This window comes from Pseudomonas sp. GW821-FHT02A11 (genome assembly GCF_059421985.1).
In genome coordinates this window covers 156,266-173,434 of the sequence record NZ_JBWKWB010000002.1, presented here as the reverse complement: position 1 = coordinate 173,434, position 17,169 = coordinate 156,266, and the positions used below count along the sequence as shown (strand labels likewise).

19 protein-coding genes are annotated in these 17,169 nt (G+C 61.1%); 10 read left to right on the top strand and 9 right to left on the bottom strand.

What is annotated here, in order from left to right:
* Positions 1–20 precede the first annotated feature (20 nt).
* The 3 genes from AC07V9_RS03310 to AC07V9_RS03300 are packed head-to-tail and all read right to left on the bottom strand — an operon-like array spanning position 21 to position 3,304.
* Entirely contained in the window at positions 21–686 is a 666-nt protein-coding gene (locus AC07V9_RS03310; protein WP_495014268.1) for a methionine ABC transporter permease, read from the bottom strand.
* Complete coding sequence (locus tag AC07V9_RS03305; RefSeq protein WP_495014267.1) at positions 683–2,071, bottom strand: LLM class flavin-dependent oxidoreductase; 1,389 nt, start codon at positions 2,069–2,071, stop codon at positions 683–685. The genes AC07V9_RS03310 and AC07V9_RS03305 overlap by 4 nt, the downstream gene beginning before the upstream one ends.
* A gap of 9 nt (positions 2,072–2,080) precedes the next feature.
* Positions 2,081–3,304 (bottom strand): SfnB family sulfur acquisition oxidoreductase, encoded by a 1,224-nt coding sequence (locus tag AC07V9_RS03300; RefSeq protein WP_495014266.1) that lies wholly within the window; start codon positions 3,302–3,304, stop codon positions 2,081–2,083.
* A gap of 372 nt (positions 3,305–3,676) precedes the next feature.
* Here AC07V9_RS03300 and AC07V9_RS03295 point away from each other — a divergent pair, with 372 nt between their 5' ends.
* The 5 genes from AC07V9_RS03295 (at position 3,677) to AC07V9_RS03275 (ending at position 7,894) form a co-directional block, all read left to right on the top strand.
* The gene (locus AC07V9_RS03295) at positions 3,677–4,651 is read left to right on the top strand and encodes an aliphatic sulfonate ABC transporter substrate-binding protein (RefSeq protein WP_495014265.1); all 975 of its coding nucleotides are present in this window, start codon (positions 3,677–3,679) and stop codon (positions 4,649–4,651) included.
* A 53-nt stretch (positions 4,652–4,704) separates the two neighbouring features.
* A complete protein-coding gene (gene ehuB / locus AC07V9_RS03290; RefSeq protein WP_495014264.1) occupies positions 4,705–5,577 on the top strand; it encodes an ectoine/hydroxyectoine ABC transporter substrate-binding protein EhuB in 873 nt (290 codons plus the stop codon).
* 193 nt (positions 5,578–5,770) lie between these two features.
* Positions 5,771–6,451 carry an ectoine/hydroxyectoine ABC transporter permease subunit EhuC gene (gene ehuC / locus AC07V9_RS03285; protein WP_495014263.1) on the top strand — a complete coding sequence of 227 codons (681 nt, stop codon included), beginning with the start codon at positions 5,771–5,773 and terminating at the stop codon, positions 6,449–6,451.
* Entirely contained in the window at positions 6,448–7,110 is a 663-nt protein-coding gene (gene ehuD / locus AC07V9_RS03280) for an ectoine/hydroxyectoine ABC transporter permease subunit EhuD (RefSeq protein ID WP_495014262.1), read from the top strand. Before ehuC ends, ehuD begins: the two co-directional genes overlap by 4 nt.
* Positions 7,103–7,894, top strand: a complete 792-nt coding sequence (locus AC07V9_RS03275; protein WP_495014261.1) for an amino acid ABC transporter ATP-binding protein — start codon at positions 7,103–7,105, stop codon at positions 7,892–7,894. Before ehuD ends, AC07V9_RS03275 begins: the two co-directional genes overlap by 8 nt.
* Before the next feature lie 291 nt (positions 7,895–8,185).
* Here AC07V9_RS03275 and AC07V9_RS03270 read toward each other — a convergent pair whose 3' ends face one another.
* Genes AC07V9_RS03270 through AC07V9_RS03255 form a run of 4 tightly spaced genes read right to left on the bottom strand, consistent with a single transcriptional unit; the run spans position 8,186 to position 11,079 of the window.
* Positions 8,186–8,986 carry a transporter substrate-binding domain-containing protein gene (locus tag AC07V9_RS03270; RefSeq protein WP_495014570.1) on the bottom strand — a complete coding sequence of 267 codons (801 nt, stop codon included), beginning with the start codon at positions 8,984–8,986 and terminating at the stop codon, positions 8,186–8,188.
* Between the two features lie 29 nt (positions 8,987–9,015).
* Entirely contained in the window at positions 9,016–9,777 is a 762-nt protein-coding gene (locus AC07V9_RS03265; protein WP_495014260.1) for an amino acid ABC transporter ATP-binding protein, read from the bottom strand.
* Positions 9,774–10,433, bottom strand: coding sequence for an amino acid ABC transporter permease (locus AC07V9_RS03260; RefSeq protein ID WP_495014259.1), 660 nt, complete (start codon positions 10,431–10,433; stop codon positions 9,774–9,776). Before AC07V9_RS03260 ends, AC07V9_RS03265 begins: the two co-directional genes overlap by 4 nt.
* Positions 10,414–11,079 (bottom strand): amino acid ABC transporter permease, encoded by a 666-nt coding sequence (locus AC07V9_RS03255; protein ID WP_495014258.1) that lies wholly within the window; start codon positions 11,077–11,079, stop codon positions 10,414–10,416. The genes AC07V9_RS03260 and AC07V9_RS03255 overlap by 20 nt, the downstream gene beginning before the upstream one ends.
* Before the next feature lie 389 nt (positions 11,080–11,468).
* Between AC07V9_RS03255 and tauA the strand changes: the two genes are divergently transcribed.
* The 4 genes from tauA (at position 11,469) to AC07V9_RS03235 (ending at position 14,999) form a co-directional block, all read left to right on the top strand.
* Positions 11,469–12,395 (top strand): taurine ABC transporter substrate-binding protein, encoded by a 927-nt coding sequence (gene tauA, locus AC07V9_RS03250; RefSeq protein WP_495014569.1) that lies wholly within the window; start codon positions 11,469–11,471, stop codon positions 12,393–12,395.
* 152 nt (positions 12,396–12,547) lie between these two features.
* Positions 12,548–13,762 (top strand): MFS transporter, encoded by a 1,215-nt coding sequence (locus tag AC07V9_RS03245; RefSeq protein WP_495014257.1) that lies wholly within the window; start codon positions 12,548–12,550, stop codon positions 13,760–13,762.
* 114 nt (positions 13,763–13,876) lie between these two features.
* Positions 13,877–14,656: an endonuclease/exonuclease/phosphatase family protein gene (locus AC07V9_RS03240; RefSeq protein WP_495014568.1), complete on the top strand. Its 780-nt coding sequence runs from the start codon at positions 13,877–13,879 to the stop codon at positions 14,654–14,656.
* A 145-nt stretch (positions 14,657–14,801) separates the two neighbouring features.
* Positions 14,802–14,999 carry a con-10 family general stress protein gene (locus tag AC07V9_RS03235; RefSeq protein WP_495014256.1) on the top strand — a complete coding sequence of 66 codons (198 nt, stop codon included), beginning with the start codon at positions 14,802–14,804 and terminating at the stop codon, positions 14,997–14,999.
* Positions 15,000–15,081: 82 nt separating this feature from the next.
* Here the strand turns inward: AC07V9_RS03235 and AC07V9_RS03230 are convergent, their stop codons facing one another.
* Both AC07V9_RS03230 and AC07V9_RS03225 read right to left on the bottom strand, forming a co-directional pair.
* The gene (locus AC07V9_RS03230) at positions 15,082–15,246 is read right to left on the bottom strand and encodes a hypothetical protein (protein ID WP_495014255.1); all 165 of its coding nucleotides are present in this window, start codon (positions 15,244–15,246) and stop codon (positions 15,082–15,084) included.
* A gap of 55 nt (positions 15,247–15,301) precedes the next feature.
* On the bottom strand, positions 15,302–15,859 hold the full coding sequence (locus AC07V9_RS03225; protein ID WP_495014254.1) for an ATP-dependent Clp protease proteolytic subunit: 558 nt from the start codon (positions 15,857–15,859) through the stop codon (positions 15,302–15,304).
* Between the two features lie 187 nt (positions 15,860–16,046).
* Between AC07V9_RS03225 and AC07V9_RS03220 the strand changes: the two genes are divergently transcribed.
* Entirely contained in the window at positions 16,047–17,042 is a 996-nt protein-coding gene (locus AC07V9_RS03220) for an aldo/keto reductase (RefSeq protein ID WP_495014253.1), read from the top strand.
* Positions 17,043–17,169 lie beyond the last annotated feature (127 nt).

Here is a 17,169-nt window from a genome sequence, read left to right as displayed (position 1 = left end):
AAGCAAAAAAGGGGCGGCGATCAGCGGCGGCTGAAGTGGGCGACCAGTCTGTCGCCAGTCATTTGCAGGGCCTGCACCAACAGCACCAGTACCGTGACGGTGATCACCATCACGTCGGTCTGAAAGCGCTGGTAGCCGAAACGGATCGCCAGATCACCCAGCCCGCCGCCGCCGATCACGCCGGCCATGGCCGTGTAATCCACCAGCACGATGGCAGTGACCGTCACCGCGGCGATGAGCCCGGTGCGCGACTCAGGCAGCAAGGTGAACCAGATGATTTGCCAGGTGTTGGCCCCCAGCGACTGGGTGGCCTCGACCAGGCCGCGATCGACCTCGCGCAGGGAGGTTTCCACCAGTCGCGCGAAGAACGGCGTGCAGCCCACCACCAAGGGCGGAATGGCCCCCGCCACACCCAGCGAGGTGCCAGTGAGCAAGGTGGTGACCGGAATCAGCACGATCAAAAGGATGATGAACGGCAGCGAGCGCAGGATGTTCACCACAAGCGACGCCACCCGATACACCCCAGGGCGTGCGTGCAGCTGCTTCTTGCCCGTGAGGTACAGCAACACGCCCAGTGGCAGGCCGAGCAGCACGGTAAATGCCAGTGCCGCGCTAAGCATCGACAGAGTGTCCAGGCAGGCCTGGCCCAGGTCGCTCCAGATCAGGTTCTTGAACCACGCCGTCATGATGGATTTACCTTGCGAAAGTCGGCCGCAAGTTGCGCGGCGGGATGAGGCGCCTTGATCTTCGGCCCCTTGCCGAACAGTTTGTGGCGCAGGGTGCCGTCCTCGTATTCGCGCTTGAACACGCCACGGGCCTGCAGCTCCGGGATCAACAGGTCGACGATGTCGACGAAGGTTTCCGGAGCAACCACGCTGGACAGGTTGAAGCCATCGACGTCGGTGTCGGCGACCCAGGCCTGCAATTGATCCGCTACGGTTTTTGCAGAACCCACCAGCACCGGACCATCGCCACCCAGCGCGCAGTAGTCGGCGATCTCGGTGACCGTCCAGGTGCGGCTTGGGTCGGCGGCAGTAAAGGCATCCACGGCCGACTGAATGGCGTTGCTCTCAACATGGCGCAGCACCTGATCAGGCGCGTACTGACCAAAATCGATGCCCGTCCAGCCTGACAGCAGCGCCAACGCGCCCTCACGGCTGGCGTACTGCAGATAGTCGGTCAGGCGCGCCTGGGCCAGTTCGTCAGTGTCGGCAACGATGACCGTCAGTTGGTTGAAGACCAACAGGTCCTGAGCTTCACGCCCCGCTTGGACCGCCAAACGGCGCAGGTCGCTGACCTGCTGTTTAAGCAAGGCCCGGGTCGGCGCCGCAACGAATACACACTCGGCATTGACCGCCGCGAACGCCTTGCCACGACTCGATGCGCCAGCCTGATAGATCACCGGGGTACGCTGTGGCGAGGGTTGACTGAGGTGAAAGCCTGGCACCTGGAAATGCTCGCCCTGGTGGCGGATCGGGTGCACTTTGGCCGGGTCGGCGAACACACCGGTCGTGCGATCGGCCTGCACGGCATCGTCCTGCCAGCTGGTTTCCCAGAGCTTGTAGCAAACCTGCAGGTATTCCTCGGCCAGCCCGTAGCGAGCATCGTGGGATAACTGCTGCGTGAGGCCGATGTTGCGCGCGCCGCTGTTCAGGTACGAGGTGACCACGTTCCAGCCCACGCGCCCCTGGGTGAGGTGATCGAGAGTGGAAATGCGCCGTGCGAACGGGTATGGGTGCTCGAAAGACACTGAGGCGGTCACGCCAAAGCCCAGATGCTGCGTAGCCGCCGCAAGGGCGGGCAGCAATTGCAGCGGGTCATTGGCCGGCACCTGCGCGCCCTGAGTCAAGGCGGTTTCCGGCCCCCCGTGATAGACGTCATACACGCCCAGCACGTCGGCCAGAAACAGGCCGTCGAACTTGCCGCGTTCGAGGGTTCTGGCCAGTTCTATCCAGTAATGAATGTCGGTGTAACGCTCGGCCTGCTGGTCGCGCGGATGCCGCCACAGACCGGGCGACAGGTGGCTCACGGTGTTCATGGCGAAGGCGTTGAGACGGATTTGCTTGCTCATGGGTGCCCCTTACGACCAGTCGTGACGCGGCGGCTTGATGCCGTTGAGCACCCAGTTGCCGACCACGTGATATTTCCAGCGCACCGGGTCATGCAGGGTGTGGACCCGCGCGTTGCGCCAGTGACGATCGAGGTTGTGGCGCGCCAGGGTCGAGCGCGTGCCGCCCAGCTCGAACAGCTTGTTGGCGGCTTCAATGGCGATTTCGGTGGTCAGCACCTTGGCCTTGGCGACCGCCACGCAGGCCAGTGCGACGTTGTCTTCGTGGGTGTTGGGGCGCGCGGCATCCAGCACCCGACCGGCGCGTTCAAGCAGCGCTTCGGCGGCGTCCAGGCGAATGGCGAGCTGGCCGATCTGAATGATGGTCAGCGGGTCTTCGCTGGCGCTTTGCACCTGCGCATCAATCCACGGCCGCGCTTGATGGCGAACGAATTCCAGGGTGTCGCGCAAGGCTGCACGGGCGATACCGGCGTCAATGGCCGCCGTGGTGATCTGTGCGAAGGGCCCGGCAAGTGTCGGGTTTTCGTAGGAGCGGTAGGTCGGAAACAGGTTGAAGGCGGCCACCTGCAGGTTTTCCAGCAGCACCGTACCGCTTGAGGTGTTGCGCTGGCCGATGCTCGACCAGTCATCGACAATGATCAGCCCTGGCGTGCCGCGCTCGACGAACGCCAGTTGCCCCTTGCCCTCTTCGTCCACCGCCAGCACGCCGAGCCAGTGGGCATACAAGGAACCTGTGCAATAGCCCTTGCGACCATTGATAACGAACTCATCGCCCTGGCTGACTAGGCGGGTGCGAATGTCCTGTACGCTCTTGCCGGTGGTTTCCGACAGCGCGTTGGCAAAGCGGTTGCCCTTGAGCGCCAGGCCGAAGAAGAACTGTTTCTGCTCTTCAGTGCCCTGCAGACGAATGTCTTCCAGCAGGCAGTAATGGTTCTGCGGGATCTGCCCGAGTGACGCATCCGCTGCCGAAATGATCATGATCACCTCGGCCAGCGTGGCGTAAGACACCTCGGCGCCGCCATACGCCTTCGGCACGGTGATGCCCCACAGACCACTGTTGGAGAAATAATCCACCACCTCGGCTGGCACGCTGCGGGTCTGATCGCGTTCGGCATCGCCTGCCAGCAGAAACTCGGCCACCTGATGCGCCACGACGATGGCTTCGACGTCGTCAGCAATGACGTGGGCGTTAGCGGGATGGATGGGAAAATGGGCAGAAGCGGCAGGCTGCGACATGGCAAGCAAGTCCTTTGACTAAAATTGTCAGAGGGCAATTGCAGAACTCATGCCAGTGATTTTATGCCGTTAAAACAGTGGGTTAGCAGATTCACGAAACGCTGAATCCGTTCAAAATGTTGAACAACTGTCGAAATCCCAACAGTTGCCGCCAGCATCACGGTTGCGCTCCGCCCAGGTCCAATAACCGAGTGTGCTGACTTATGCCTTTTGGTGCTCAAGACCGGCGCTTTCACCGAAAGGTGCCCAATCCGCACCTGTACGACCCCGCATAAGCTAATAGCCATAAGGTATTTAAATAATATTTTTTAGAACTCTATGATCGGTGGCTTAGCGCCAGCCATGCCCCCTTACTTCGATCGCGAGTTCATCATGACCTCCTCACCTCATGCCCTTGGAAAGTCCCTTCGCCGCCCGTTGCTCGCGGGCTTGGCGATCGCCCTCGCCTGTGCCCTCGCCCTGCCGGCCCAGGCGCGAGATACCGTGCGCATCGGTTACCAGAAATCCTCGACGCTGATCACCCTGCTCAAGGCGCAAGGTACGCTGGAACAAGCCTTGGGCAAGGACAACATCGACATCAGCTGGCACGAATTCCCCAGCGGGCTGCCACTGCTTGAAGCCCTGAACATCGGCAATGTCGACATCAGCGCCGACGTCGCCGATACCGTGCCGATCTTCGCCCAGGCGGCGCAGGCCAAGCTCACGTATTTTGCTGAAGAATCGCCCTCGCCCAGCGCTCAGGCGATCGTCGTGGCCAAGGACTCGCCGATCCAGCAGCTGTCTGATTTGAAGGGCAAGAAAGTTGCCGTGACCAAGGCCGCAGGCACCCATTACCTGCTGATCGCCGCACTGAACAAGGCGGGCCTGACCTTTGCCGACATCCAACCCGCCTACCTCACGCCCGCCGATGGTCGTGCCGCGTTCGAGAACGGCAAGGTCGATGCCTGGGTCACTTGGGAACCCTTCCTCACCAGCGTGCAACGCCAGTTGCCGACTCGCACCCTTGCCGATGGCGCGGGGCTTGCCAGTTACAAACGCTATTACCTGACCAGTACGGCCTACGCCAACGCGCACCCTGAAGTGCTCAAGCTGGTGTATCAGCAGCTTCAGCAAGCCGGCAGCTGGATCAAGGAAAACCCGCAGGATGCAGCCAAGGTGCTCGGCCCGCTGTGGGGCGATCTGGATGTGGCGACCGTGGAGTCGGCCAACGCCCATCGCAGCTATCAGGTCGAACCGGTGAAGGCCGATCAGCTGGGCGAGCAGCAGAAAATCGCCGATGCCTTCTTCGCCGCAGGCCTGTTGCCCAAGGCGGTGGACGCCAAGGATGTCGGGATCTGGAAGCCCTGAGCACCAAGCACCTACTCAAGAATCATTTCAGCCTCTGACCCCGAGCATTGCCCATGAAAGGTTTTAAACCGCTGTCGCTGTCCGCTTTATTCGGCTCTGCCGTGCTGTTGAACGCGCTGTTGGCCTCTTCGGCCATCGCAGGTCTGCTGGAGAAGGGCCGCACCCAAGGCCTGACCGCCGGGATCGCCAATGAGCAGCCTTACGCCTACATCGACACCAGCGGCAAGACCGTGGGCGCCAACGTCGAGATCCTCCAGGCGATCCTCTCGCAGTTGGGCATCAGCAAGATCGAGACACCGATCACCGAGTTCGGCTCGCTGGTGCCGGGCCTGGCTGCCGGGCGCTTCGATCTGATTGGCGCGGGGCTGTTCATCAACCCGGCGCGCTGCAAGGTGATCGGCTATTCCAATCCGGTGACCCGTTCGGGCGGAGCGTTCATCGTCAAGGCCGGCAACCCGCTGAAGCTGCACAGCCTCAAGGACGTCGCGGCCAACGGCAAGGCACGCCTGGCCACACAGCCCGGCAGCAATCAGGTGCAGGAAGCCAAGGACAGCGGCATCGCCACCAACAATGTCGTGCTGCTGGACAAGGACACTGACGCCCTCGCCGCGCTGCAGGCCGGTCGTGTGGACGTGGTGTACTTCCCGGACGCGGAGATCATCAACCTGGTCAAGAAAGCCAACGACCCCGGCATCGAGCGCGCCCTGCCGTTCGAGCAGATCCCTGACGCCGACGGCAAGCCGACCTGGAATTACCACGCCTATGGCCTGCCGAAGAACGACCCTGAATTCACCCAGGCCTTCAACGAACAATTGGCCAAGCTGCGCGCGTCCGGCGAGTTGCTGAAAATCCTGCAGAAATACGGCTACACCGAGAACGAACTGCCACCGGTTGATATCACGGCCGAGCAGCGCTGCAACCGTTGAGGCTCACAGCGGTGAGGGAGCCATTGTCTTTCTCACCGCTGTGGGAGCGAATTCATTCGCGAAAGATCTGTCAGGCGAGCGAGATGTGTCGAATGTACCGGCCTCTCGCTAACGCATTCGCTCCCACAGTTGATCACCGCACGCTGTCCCGAGCACCCCGCCCTATCCGGCCCCAACCCACACGAGTACGGCCATGCTTTTCGATCCCTCTGCCGTGGAAACGGCACGCTTCATCGCCCGTCAGCTTGGCAACGGCGCGCTGGTGACCCTGCAAATCACCTTCTTCGCACAACTGATCGTGGTGTTGATGTCCTTCGTCATCGCCCTGATGCGCCTGTCGCCCTGGCGTGTGTTGCGTTGGATCGCCAGCGTCTATGTGGAAATCCTGCGGGGCATTTCCGCGCTGGTGCTGTTGTTTTATCTGTTCTTCATCCTGCCTTTGTTCGGGATCAGCCTGTCGCCGATGGTCACCGGGATTCTCGGGCTGGGCCTGACCTTTTCCGCCTACGGTTCGGAAATCGTGCGCTCGGCCCTGAGCAATGTCAGTCGCGGCCAGCGTGATGCCTTGCGCGCGCTGGACTTCGATTCGATCACGGCCTTTCGCCGCATCATCCTGCCCCAAGCCCTGCCCTTCATGCTGCCGCCCATGGGCAATCAACTGGTGGAGCTGCTGAAAACCACGTCACTGGTGTCGTTGATTACCTTGAGCGACCTGACCTTTTCCGGCGGGCAACTCATCACCACCCTGGGGCAGCAGACGCTGATCTGGAGCATCGTGCTGGTGTGCTATTTCGCTATGGCCTGGCCCCTGAGCTGGCTGGTCAAACGTTATGAACAGCACGTCACGTCGTGGCGTCAGGGGGCCAGCGCATGAACTTCGACGTCACGTTTGCCTGGTCAATCGTGCCCGACCTGTTCCAGGGCCTGCTGATCACAATGCAGGTGGTCGTGCTCGGGTTTCTACTCGCCGTGGTGATCGGCCTGATTCTGGCCATTGCCCAACGCAAACGGCCGGGGTCGGTCAACAGCCTGATTCGACGCTTGAGCAGCGCCTACCTGAGCTTCTTTCGCAACACGCCGTTGATGGTGCAGCTGCATGTGCTGTTCTTTGCCCTGCCGTTGGCCGGAATCACATTACCGGCGATTTCAACCGGGGTGATCGGTCTGGGCCTCTATTACGGGTCTTACATCGCCGAGTCGTTTCGCGGCGCCATCGAGGGCGTGCCCACAGGGCAATGGGAAGCCGCTCGGGCACTGGATTTCGACACGGCCACCACCTGGCAACGCATCGTCCTGCCCCAGGCCCTGAAACCCATGTTGCCAGTGCTGGGCAATTACCTGATCGGCATGTTCAAGGAGACGCCGCTGCTGGCGGTCATCACCATCCCCGAGCTGTTTCAGGCGGCCAAGCAGATTGCCGGCATGACCTATCGCTACAACGAACCGTACACGGTCATGGCCCTGATGTTTCTGGCGATCAGCGTGCCGACGTCCCTCTTGTTCAACTATTTCGAAAGGCGCAGTCATGTCTGATCTCGCACACGGCCTGCCTCTGAGCGCGCCGCAGATTGTCCTCAAACAGGTGGTCAAACAGTTCGGCAGCAACCGGGTGATCGACCACCTGGACCTGAGCATTCCCGAGGGCCAGAAAGTCGCCCTCATCGGTCCCAGCGGGTCGGGAAAATCCACGGTATTGCGGTTGATCAAGGGGCTGGAGACCTACCAGCAAGGCAGCATCGAAGTCGCGGGCAGTTCGGTGCCGACGCGAGGGGGCGGTTGGCGCTGGCCGGCGTCGAAAAAAGCCCCGGTGGTGCATCGGGTGGGAATGGTGTTTCAGCAGTTCAACCTGTTCCCGCACCTCACGGTTCAGGAAAACGTCACCGAGGCGCCATTTCGGGTGCTGAAATTGAGCCGTGAGCAAGCGTTGGAGCGCGCCCATCAATACTTGGGGCTGGTGGGGTTGAGCCATAAGGCCGATGCCTACCCTGCGCAGCTCTCCGGCGGGCAACAGCAACGGGTAGCCATCGCGCGGGCCTTGGCAATGCGCCCGCAGGTGATGTTGTTCGATGAAGTGACCTCCGCGCTGGACCCGGAGCTGGTCGGCGAAGTGCTCGCCGTGATCCGCGCCATCGCCCACGAGCAACAGATGACCATGCTGCTGGTGACCCACGAGATGAAGTTTGCCCAGGACATTGCCGACCGGGTGCTGTTCATGGAAGCGGGAAAGATCGTCGCCGATGGCTCGCCCGAGCAGATCCTGATCAACCCGGACAACGAGCGTACGCGGCGGTTTTTGAATGTGGTGGAGCAGCGGTAACAGGGTGGCGTCGGGCACCCCTGTTCGACACGACACCGATTCCTGTAGGAGCAGTCGCAGGTTACGACGGCAGCGAAAGCGGTGTGTCGGTCACAGATGGATTGTCTGGCCCAACGCTTTCGCCACTGTCGTAACCTCCAGAAGCTCCCACAGAGATTTGTGGCATACCTGAGATAGGTGACCGCCACACAATCCCTGTAGCAGCACGGCTCGCCAGCGTTGGCGGTCTCCAGGACGCCACCGCTGGCAAGCCGTGCTGCAGAGAAAGCCGGTGCGTCAGCCCCCGCAGCCTTAAGGCTTCCACGCCCCGCCTTCGACAATCACCGCCGCAGGGTCAGTGCCGTCGGCCAGTTGGCTGCGCACGTACTGGTCGTACAGTTTGAGCAGGTATTTCTCCTTGCCCAGGCTAGTCAACTCGGTGTTGACCCAGTCACGCAGTTCGACATTGCCCTTTTTCACCGCTGGCGCAATCGGCGCCTCGTCGCCGAGTTTCTGCGCCAGCACACGGTAGCCAGGGTTTTGCTTGGCCCAGCTGAACAACACCAGGTTGTCCTGCGCGTAAGCGTCGCCGCGACCGTTGGCCAGGGCCTGCAGGGACTCGGAGTTCTTCTCGAACTTCAGCAGCTTCCAGTCCGGATGGTTCTTGGTCAGCCAAATGTCTGCAGTCGTGCCAGTGGTGACGATGGTGGTTTTCTTCGCCAGGTCATCCAGGCTCTTCACGTCGCTCTTTTCCGGCACCAGCGCCTGGACCGCAACGCGCAGGTTGGGGTTGGTGAAATCCACCACTTGCGCGCGCTCCGGGGTCACGGTCATGTTGGCCAGGATCAGGTCGACCTTGTCGCTCTGCAGAAACGGAATCCGGCTGGCAGGCTCGACCACGACGAATTCGATCTTCTTCTCGTCACCCAACAGATCCTTGGCGAAACGGCGGCCCAGGTCGGTGTCGAAGCCGACGTAATCGCCCTTCTCGTTGACGAAGCCGAACGGCGGTTTGTCGCTGAAAACCCCGACGATCAGCTTGTCGCGGGCCTTGATCTTATCCAGATACCCTTCGGCGTGGGCAGCGACGCTGCTCAGCAATCCGATGGCCAATAGAGGGAAAACGAGGGCAGTTTTAACGTTCACGATGCATTCCTTTTAGGCATATTTTCCACGTAGGAGAATTTCTCCAGAAACTGCTGCGCGCGTGCGGTCTGCGGGGAGCTGAAGAAGGTTTGCGGGTCACCCTGTTCGACGATACGGCCGCCGTCCATGAACAGGATCCGGTCCGCCACCGCACGGGCAAAGGCCATTTCGTGGGTGACGATCAACAGGGTCATGCCGCTGCGGGCCAAGTCCAGAATCACCTCCAGCACTTCCTTGACCATTTCCGGGTCAAGGGCGGCGGTGACTTCATCGAACAGCATGACTTTGGGGTTCATGCACAACGCCCTGACGATGGCGATGCGCTGTTGCTGCCCCCCGGATAATTCGCGGGGAAAGGCGTCGCGCTTGTCCAGCAGGCCGACCCGCGCCAACAGCGTTTCCGCCTGCTGACGGGCCTCGGTCTTCGCGCGTTTCTGCACGTTCACCGGGCCCAGCAAAATGTTGTCCAGCACGCTCATGTGCGGGAACAGGTGATAGCTCTGGAACACCATGCCGATCTGCTGCCGCACCAGGCGCCAGTCGGTGTTGGCGGCTAGCTCACGGCCAATGAACCGATACCGCCCGGCGTGCCCGGATTCCAGGCCGTTGAGGCAGCGCAGCAAGGTGCTCTTGCCGCAGCCGCTGGGGCCGAGGATGACCAGCACCTCGCCCTCTTTCACGCGCAGGTCGATGTCCCGCAACACCGGCACATCGCCGAAACGCTTGTTGAATCCGGACAGCTCTATCAATGCACTCATGAGTGACTCCAGCGTCGCTCAAGCACACGGGATGCGGCCGACAACGGGTAGCAGACGAAAAAGAAAAACAGGAACAGAAAGCCGTAGATCAGCACCGACTCGTAGGTGCGCTCGATGATCTGCTGGCCGATCTTGATCACGTCGACCACGCCGATCAGCACTGCCAGCGAGCTGGTCTTGATGATGCGGGTGAAGACGTTGATCATCGGCGGCGTCATGCGCTGCAACGCCTGGGGCAACAGCACCCGGCCATACAGACCCGGCAGGCCAAGGCCGATCGCCAACCCCGCTTCGCGCTGACCTCGGGGAATGGAACGCAGCGCGCCGCGCACCACTTCGCCGGTTTCGCTGATGCCCCACAGGGACAACACCAGCACCGCGCACCAGAACCCCGGAATGTTCCAGCCAAAGAAAATCGGCAAGCCGAAGAAGAACAGGTACAGCCAAACCAGCACCGGAATCGCCCTGAAGGCTTCCAGGTAGATGATCAGCACCCGGTCGATCCAGCGGTTGCCCAGGTTGCGCAGCACGCCGTAGGCCAGACCGCCCAGACTGCTGAAGACGATGGCAAGGGCCGAGATGCCCAGCGTGCGACCGATCCCGGTCAGCAACTGCGGCGCCGACACCCACAACAACTCAAGACCCGAACTGGCCATGCTGGAGCCTCCTTTCGATCAGGCGCAGCAACAACGACAGCGGCACGAACAACAACACACACAGGCCAGTCATGACCGCGAGCATTTCGTAAGTCTTGTAGTACAGCGCGATGTAGCTCTTGGTGGTGTAGAGAATTTCCGGCACGGCCACGGCCGAGACCACGGTGGTTTCCTTGAGCAGGAAGACGAAGTTGGCGAACAGCGCCGGCAGGCTGAGGATGCCCGCTTGCGGCAGGATCACGTGGCGCAGCAACTGCCAGCGCGACAGACCAATGGACAGCCCCGACTCGATCTGCGACTTGGGCACCGCCTCCACCCCGGCACGCAGGATCTCGGTCAGGTAGGCGCCGCCGAGAAAGGTCATCGCGATGATCGCCGAGGCGAACCCGGAGATACGGATACCGATGCTCGGCAACGCGAAATAGATGAAGAACAGCTGAATCAGCAGCGGCGTATTGCGCGCGAGTTCAACGTACAGGCGCACCAGCCGTTTCAGCACCGGCACTTCAAATACGCTGATCGCCGCGTTGATCAACGCGACACACAACGAGATGGCAATGGCGATCAGGCCAACTTGCAGGGTCACGCCAACCGCGACGAGAAAAGCGGGCAAGGTGGACAGCGCAAAATCGAGATCGAAATTCATGTTGGGACGCGCCGATACAAGCGACCTAAAGAAGATAGAGAAAGCAGCACTGAAACTCCGAAGCGGGCAATGAGGATTCGGAAGCAATTGCAGGCTTTGTGCCACCTACCGAAAGCGTTGTTTATGCGGTTTTCCGGCTTACCAAACTCCCGTAACTGATTGTTTTAAGGCGAAATTGCTGACTTGCTGTTGCTCCAGCAACAGTCAAAAGACACACCTAAGCTCATTCCAAAACGATATTTAAATCTATTTTTATAGAACTCTATGATTGGAGTCATCAACCCGCGCGCCGACCTCCATGCGCAGCATTCAACCAAGGCATCCAGACCATGAATAAAAGAAACCGGGCGGCAACACTGACTGTGGCACTGGGCGTGTTCGCGTTCACAATGGCGAGCCAGGCGGCCGATTACACCTTTGGCTACATCACCGGCATTGACCCGGTCAAACGTGCCATCGCCGATGGTGAGTACGAGAAGGCCATCGGCAAAAAGATCGACTGGCGCCAGTTCGACGCAGGCCCTGCGGTGGTCGCGGCCATGGCCTCCGGTGACGTGCAGATCGGCAACCTGGGTTCGAGCCCGCTGGCAGCGGCTACTTCACGCAACGTGCCGCTGGTGGCGTTTATCGTCACCTCGCAGATCCAGAGCTCCGAAGCGCTGGTGGTGCGCAACGGCAGCGGCATAGACAAGCCTGAAGACCTGATCGGCAAGAAGATCGCCGTGCCGTTCGTGTCCACCTCGCACTACAGCCTGCTGGGCGCGCTCAAGCACTGGAACATCGACCCCAAGAAAGTCACCATCCTCAACCTGACGCCGCTGCAGATCACCGCCGCCTGGAAGCGTGGCGACATCGACGGGGCCTTTACCTGGTCCCCCGCCTTGGGTGAAATCCGCAAGACCGGCAAAGTCCTCACTGACGCAGGGCAGGTCTCCCAATGGGGTGCGCCGACGTTCGAGGTGTGGGTCGCGCGCAAGGATTTTGCCGAGAAGCACCCTGAAGTGGTCGCCAGCTTCGCCAAAGTGAGCCTGGCCGCGATTGCCGATTACACCGCGCACCGCTCTGAATGGACGGCCGACTCAACCCCGGTGAAAACCATCGCCCGCTTCACCGGCTCCAATGCGGCGGATGTGCCGGAGCTGCTGGACGGCTCGCACTTCCCCACCGCTGCCGAACAGCTGTCCCCTGAACTGCTCGGCGGCGGCACCATCAAGGCCATTGCCAAAACCGCTGAGTTCCTGAAAGATCAAGGCAAGATCGAGAGCGTACTGCCGGATTACTCGTCCTTTGTCAGCAATCGCTTCATCACTCAGTAAAGCGTGCCTGGCAGGCGTCGGGATATCAGCCATGTCCCGACAGCCTCGCCACATCGATGACAGGCAGGCGCGAATAAACCGTTAGCCTGCTTTCTTTTCCGCTCACCTCGGGCGATGATGACGAACTCCCACCGCTCCAGCGAAGAGTCCTCATGTCTGCCGCCCTGCCGCCGAATCTGCCCCTGAAGAACGCCAGTTCAACGGCGATCACCCTGCAAATTGTCTCCATCGTCATCTACACCTTCATTGCCTTCCTGTGCATCGGCCTGCCCATCGCCGTGATGCCCGGCTATGTTCACAATCAGCTGGGTTTCAGTGCCGTGGTGGCGGGCCTGGTGATCGGTTCGCAGTACTTGGCGACGTTGTTCAGCCGTCCGGTGGCCGGCAGGATCTGTGACACCATCGGCACCAAGCGCGCCATCGTCTACGGGCTGCTGGGCATCGTGGTGAGCGGCGTACTGACAGCGGCTGCGGTGCTGCTGGAGCGGTTCACCGACGTCAGCCTGGTGATCCTGATCATCGCTCGCCTGATCCTCGGCGGTTCCCAGGGGCTGATCGGCGTCGGCACCATCAGTTGGTGCATCGGCCAGCTCGGTGCGGAGCATACGGCCCGCTCAATTTCCTGGAATGGCATTGCCTCATACGGCGCCATCGCCATTGGCGCACCTTTGGGCGTGGTGATGGTCGACGGCCTCGGCTTCGTCAGCCTGGGGCTGGTGCTCGTGGCTCTGGCGGGCGGCGCGCTGCTGATGATCCGCAATAAACCAGCGGTGCCTGTGGTGCGCGGCGAGCGCATGGCGTTCTGGTCAGTGTTCGGCCGCGTCGCCCCTTACGGCCTGGGGCTGACCCTGTCGTCCATCGGCTACGGCACCCTGACCACATTTATTACCCTGTATTACGTCAATCGCGGCTGGGAAGGCGCGGCCTGGTGCCTGACCGTATTCGGCGTGTGCTTCATCGTCGCGCGGCTGTTCTTCATCAACGCCATTACCCGCTTCGGCGGCTTCCGTTCGGCGATCACCTGCATGTCGGTGGAGACCCTCGGGCTGGTCCTGCTGTGGCTGTCGCCCAACACCACAGTGGCGCTGATTGGCGCTGGGCTGACCGGTTTTGGCCTGTCGCTGGTTTACCCAGCCATCGGTGTGGAAGCGATCAAACAGGTCCCCAACAGCAGCCGCGGTGCCGGCCTTGGCGCCTATGCGGTGTTCTTCGATCTGGCGCTGGCCATCGCCGGCCCGTTGATGGGCGCCATTGCGCTGGGCATGGGTTATGGCTGGATATTCTTCTTCGCCGCACTGCTCTCGGTGCTGGCGCTGGGCTTGACCCTGCTGCTATCGCGACGCCCCGCCGTAGACACGCGGGTGTAGGTTTGCGCCCGTCAGCCGTTCGCAGAAAAAGCTGAACTGCCAGAACGGCTGCCGGTCGGAACTAGCACATTCCCTCGCAACAGGAGTTGGCGCGTGACCACCGAATCCGCTGGCATGAGCTTTCCCCCCTTGGATATGGCCGGTGCCCGCGAGGTGCACAGACTGCGCGTGCTGACCGTCAACACCCACAAGGGCTTCACTGCATTTAATCGGCGCTTCATCCTGCCGGAATTGCGCGAAGCGGTGCGCAGCACGGGTGCCGACCTGGTGTTTCTGCAAGAGGTACTGGGCGGTCACGACCGCCATGCCGAGCGCTACCACAATTGGCCGGTGATGTCGCAATATGAGTTCCTCGCCGACAGCATGTGGAGCGACTTCGCCTACGGGCGCAACGCGGTGTACCCCGACGGTCATCACGGTAATGCGCTGCTGTCCAAATACCCCATTCTCGAATACCGCAACCTTGACGTCTCGATCACCGGCCCCGAGCGTCGTGGCTTGCTGCATTGCGTGCTGCAGGTGCCCGGTCATGACGAAGTGCACGCCATCTGTGTGCATTTGAGCCTGCTGGAAAGCCACCGGCAGTTGCAGCTGGACTTGCTCTGCGCCCTGCTCGACTCGCTGCCTGAACACGCCCCGGTGGTCATCGCTGGGGACTTCAACGACTGGCAGCTGCAAGGCAACAAACGCCTGGCACGCTGCAAATACCTGCACGAAGCCTTCGAACGCAGCCATGGCCGCTTGGCCAAGACCTACCCCGCACGCTTCCCGCTGTTGCGCCTGGATCGGGTGTACCTGCGCAACGCGACCAGTCACAACCCGAAGATTCTCGGGACCCGGCCGTGGACGCACCTCTCGGACCATTTGCCGTTGGCGGTTGAAGTGCATATGTGAGGCGTCCAGCAGCCGGTGGACAAGCCATACGCCAGCATCCGTTTGTCCGGTAATGTCGGGATTATTTAAACGAACTGCCGCTTGATTCATCCCATTTAGTGCGAGCCACATGACTCGCACTTCTCATAACAAGAGGTAAGTAATCATGGCTAACACCGGAAAATCGAACCCTGGCAACTTCTCCAACGATCGCGAAAAAGCCTCCGACGCAGGCAAGAAAGGCGGCCAGGCTTCAGGTGGCAGCAACGTTGCCAACGACCGGCAGAAAGCAACCGACGCAAACCGTTCTGATGCCAACAAAAAAGGCGGAATGCCACAAGGCGGCGCAGGCCGCAAATCCTGATCCGCGGGTAATCAGCGCAATGAGCGAGGGCGAAGGCTCTCGCTCTTTTTGTTCGTGCGCGAGAAAGGCGCAGATCGATCCGTTACGCGTCCGGATCGATCAGTGGCACGGTCGCGTCCCGGTCGAACTGCGAACCGGGGTCTTCATTGCCCGGATCGTTATCAACGTCCACTTCAACCTCTTCGTCATCCGGCGCGACCGCGCCATGGGACAGAACGTCCTGTACCTTGTGTGACTGGATGTGCATGGCAGGTTCCTCATGATCAGGCGGGTTCTTCACGACCCGATTGCGTGGGTTGAGCTTAGCTGCCGCTGACCGTCCAGTGGACCGCGTCGTCGGCAAACTTCAATTGTTCCACCCGATGTGCGATGCCACAGGCGATGGAGTCTTCGGCGCGGATCACCTTTTCCTCAGAGGACAGGCAGCGGCCGATGTCCAGTGGCTGAGAGGCGCCATCGGTTTCGCTCAGGTAGATGTTCACGTAGCGCTGCAGGTCGTTGTCCAGGCTGCGCAGGTATTCGCGGATGCGCGAGTGGTCCACCGAGCTTTGGTTGAAGTACCAGCTCATCGGGTGGATGAGAAAGCGCGAATGGGGACACACGATGCGCTCCTGGGCCGCCAGGTAGATAACGATGCCCATGGATTCGATATTGCCGCTGTTGAGCGCGCGAATCGGTACGTTCAGGGATTTCAGGAAGTTAAAGATCGTAAAGCCCAACGCCGTGCTGCCGCCCGCTGTCGACAGGTTCAGCAACAGGCCGGTGGCACCTTTGCCGATGGCCTCCAGGCAACGATCACGCAAATGCTCGGTGCTGGCCTGGTCGACCCCACAGTGGAAATGGACGATGTGTTCGCTCATCGACTGCCCTCCCTTTCCGGATTATCGAAACGGCCTGCAAGGTTGGAAGCCCCGGGGCCGGGAAAAGTTGCATGGTGTGTCCGGCGCATCCTCTGCACCGGGTCGAACTCCTGCTTGATGCCACGATCTGTACAACAGGCCGGGCAAACCTTTGCCGGTTCTCCATGACGCCAGACAGGACATCTTCATGAGTCTGCACGACAAGATCATTGGCCGCCTCGGCTTCGGCGCAGCGCCATTGGGCAACATGTTCCGCACCATCAGCGAAGAGCAAGCCGCTGCCACCGTGCAATCGGCATGGGATCAGGGCATTCGTTATTTCGATACCGCGCCGCTGTATGGCGCAGGCCTGTCCGAACAGCGTCTGGGCAAGGCCCTGGCCCATGTGCCGCGGGATCAGTACACCCTCAGCACCAAGATCGGCCGGCTGATTTCCGACGACATCGATACACAGGCCCGCAGCGGCCCGTTCAGCGACGGCTTGAAGAACAAGATCCTCACCGACTATTCCTCCGACGCGACCCTGCGTTCGATCGCCGCCAGCCTTGAACGCCTTAACACCGACCGGCTGGACATCGTCTTCGTTCACGACGTGGCCCAGGACGCCCACGGTGACGAGTGGATCGAGCACTTCAACATCGCCCGCAAAGGCGCGTTCCGCACCCTCACCCGCTTGCGCGAAGAAGGCGTGATCAAAGCCTGGGGCCTGGGCGTGAATCGCGTGGAGCCCTGCGAGCTGACCCTGGATTTGAGTGAAGCACAGCCTGACGGTTTCCTGCTGGCCGGGCGCTATTCACTGCTCGATCACGATCAGCCCCTGCAACGCTTGTTCGACAAGGCGCGGCAGCACAATGCCGAGTTCGTGGTCGGCGGCCCTTACAGCTCGGGGGTCTTGGTAGGTGGCAAGCACTTCGAATACCAGCAAGCGCCTCAAGCAATGCTGGATAAAGTCGCGCACATTCAGGAAATCGCCCGGCAGTATCAGGTAGAGATCAAATCGGCGGCATTGCAGTTCGTGCTCGCCAACCCGCTCGTGGCAGCGGTGATTCCGGGGGCAAGCCGTCCGTCGCGTATCACCGAGGACGTGGCGGCATTGAATGCGCCAGTGCCGGACGGCTTCTGGCGGGCGATGCGTGATCAGGGGTTCATTGCGGCGCAGGCGCCGGTGCCGTTCAAAGACTGACAGACGAAATTCGGCGTCTACGCGATTTTTCGCGAATGAATTCGCTCCCACAGGGTTCCGTGGCGCCGCCTGCATTGGAGGCAGACGCTGAACCCTCTGTGGGAGACTGACAGACGAAATTCGGCGT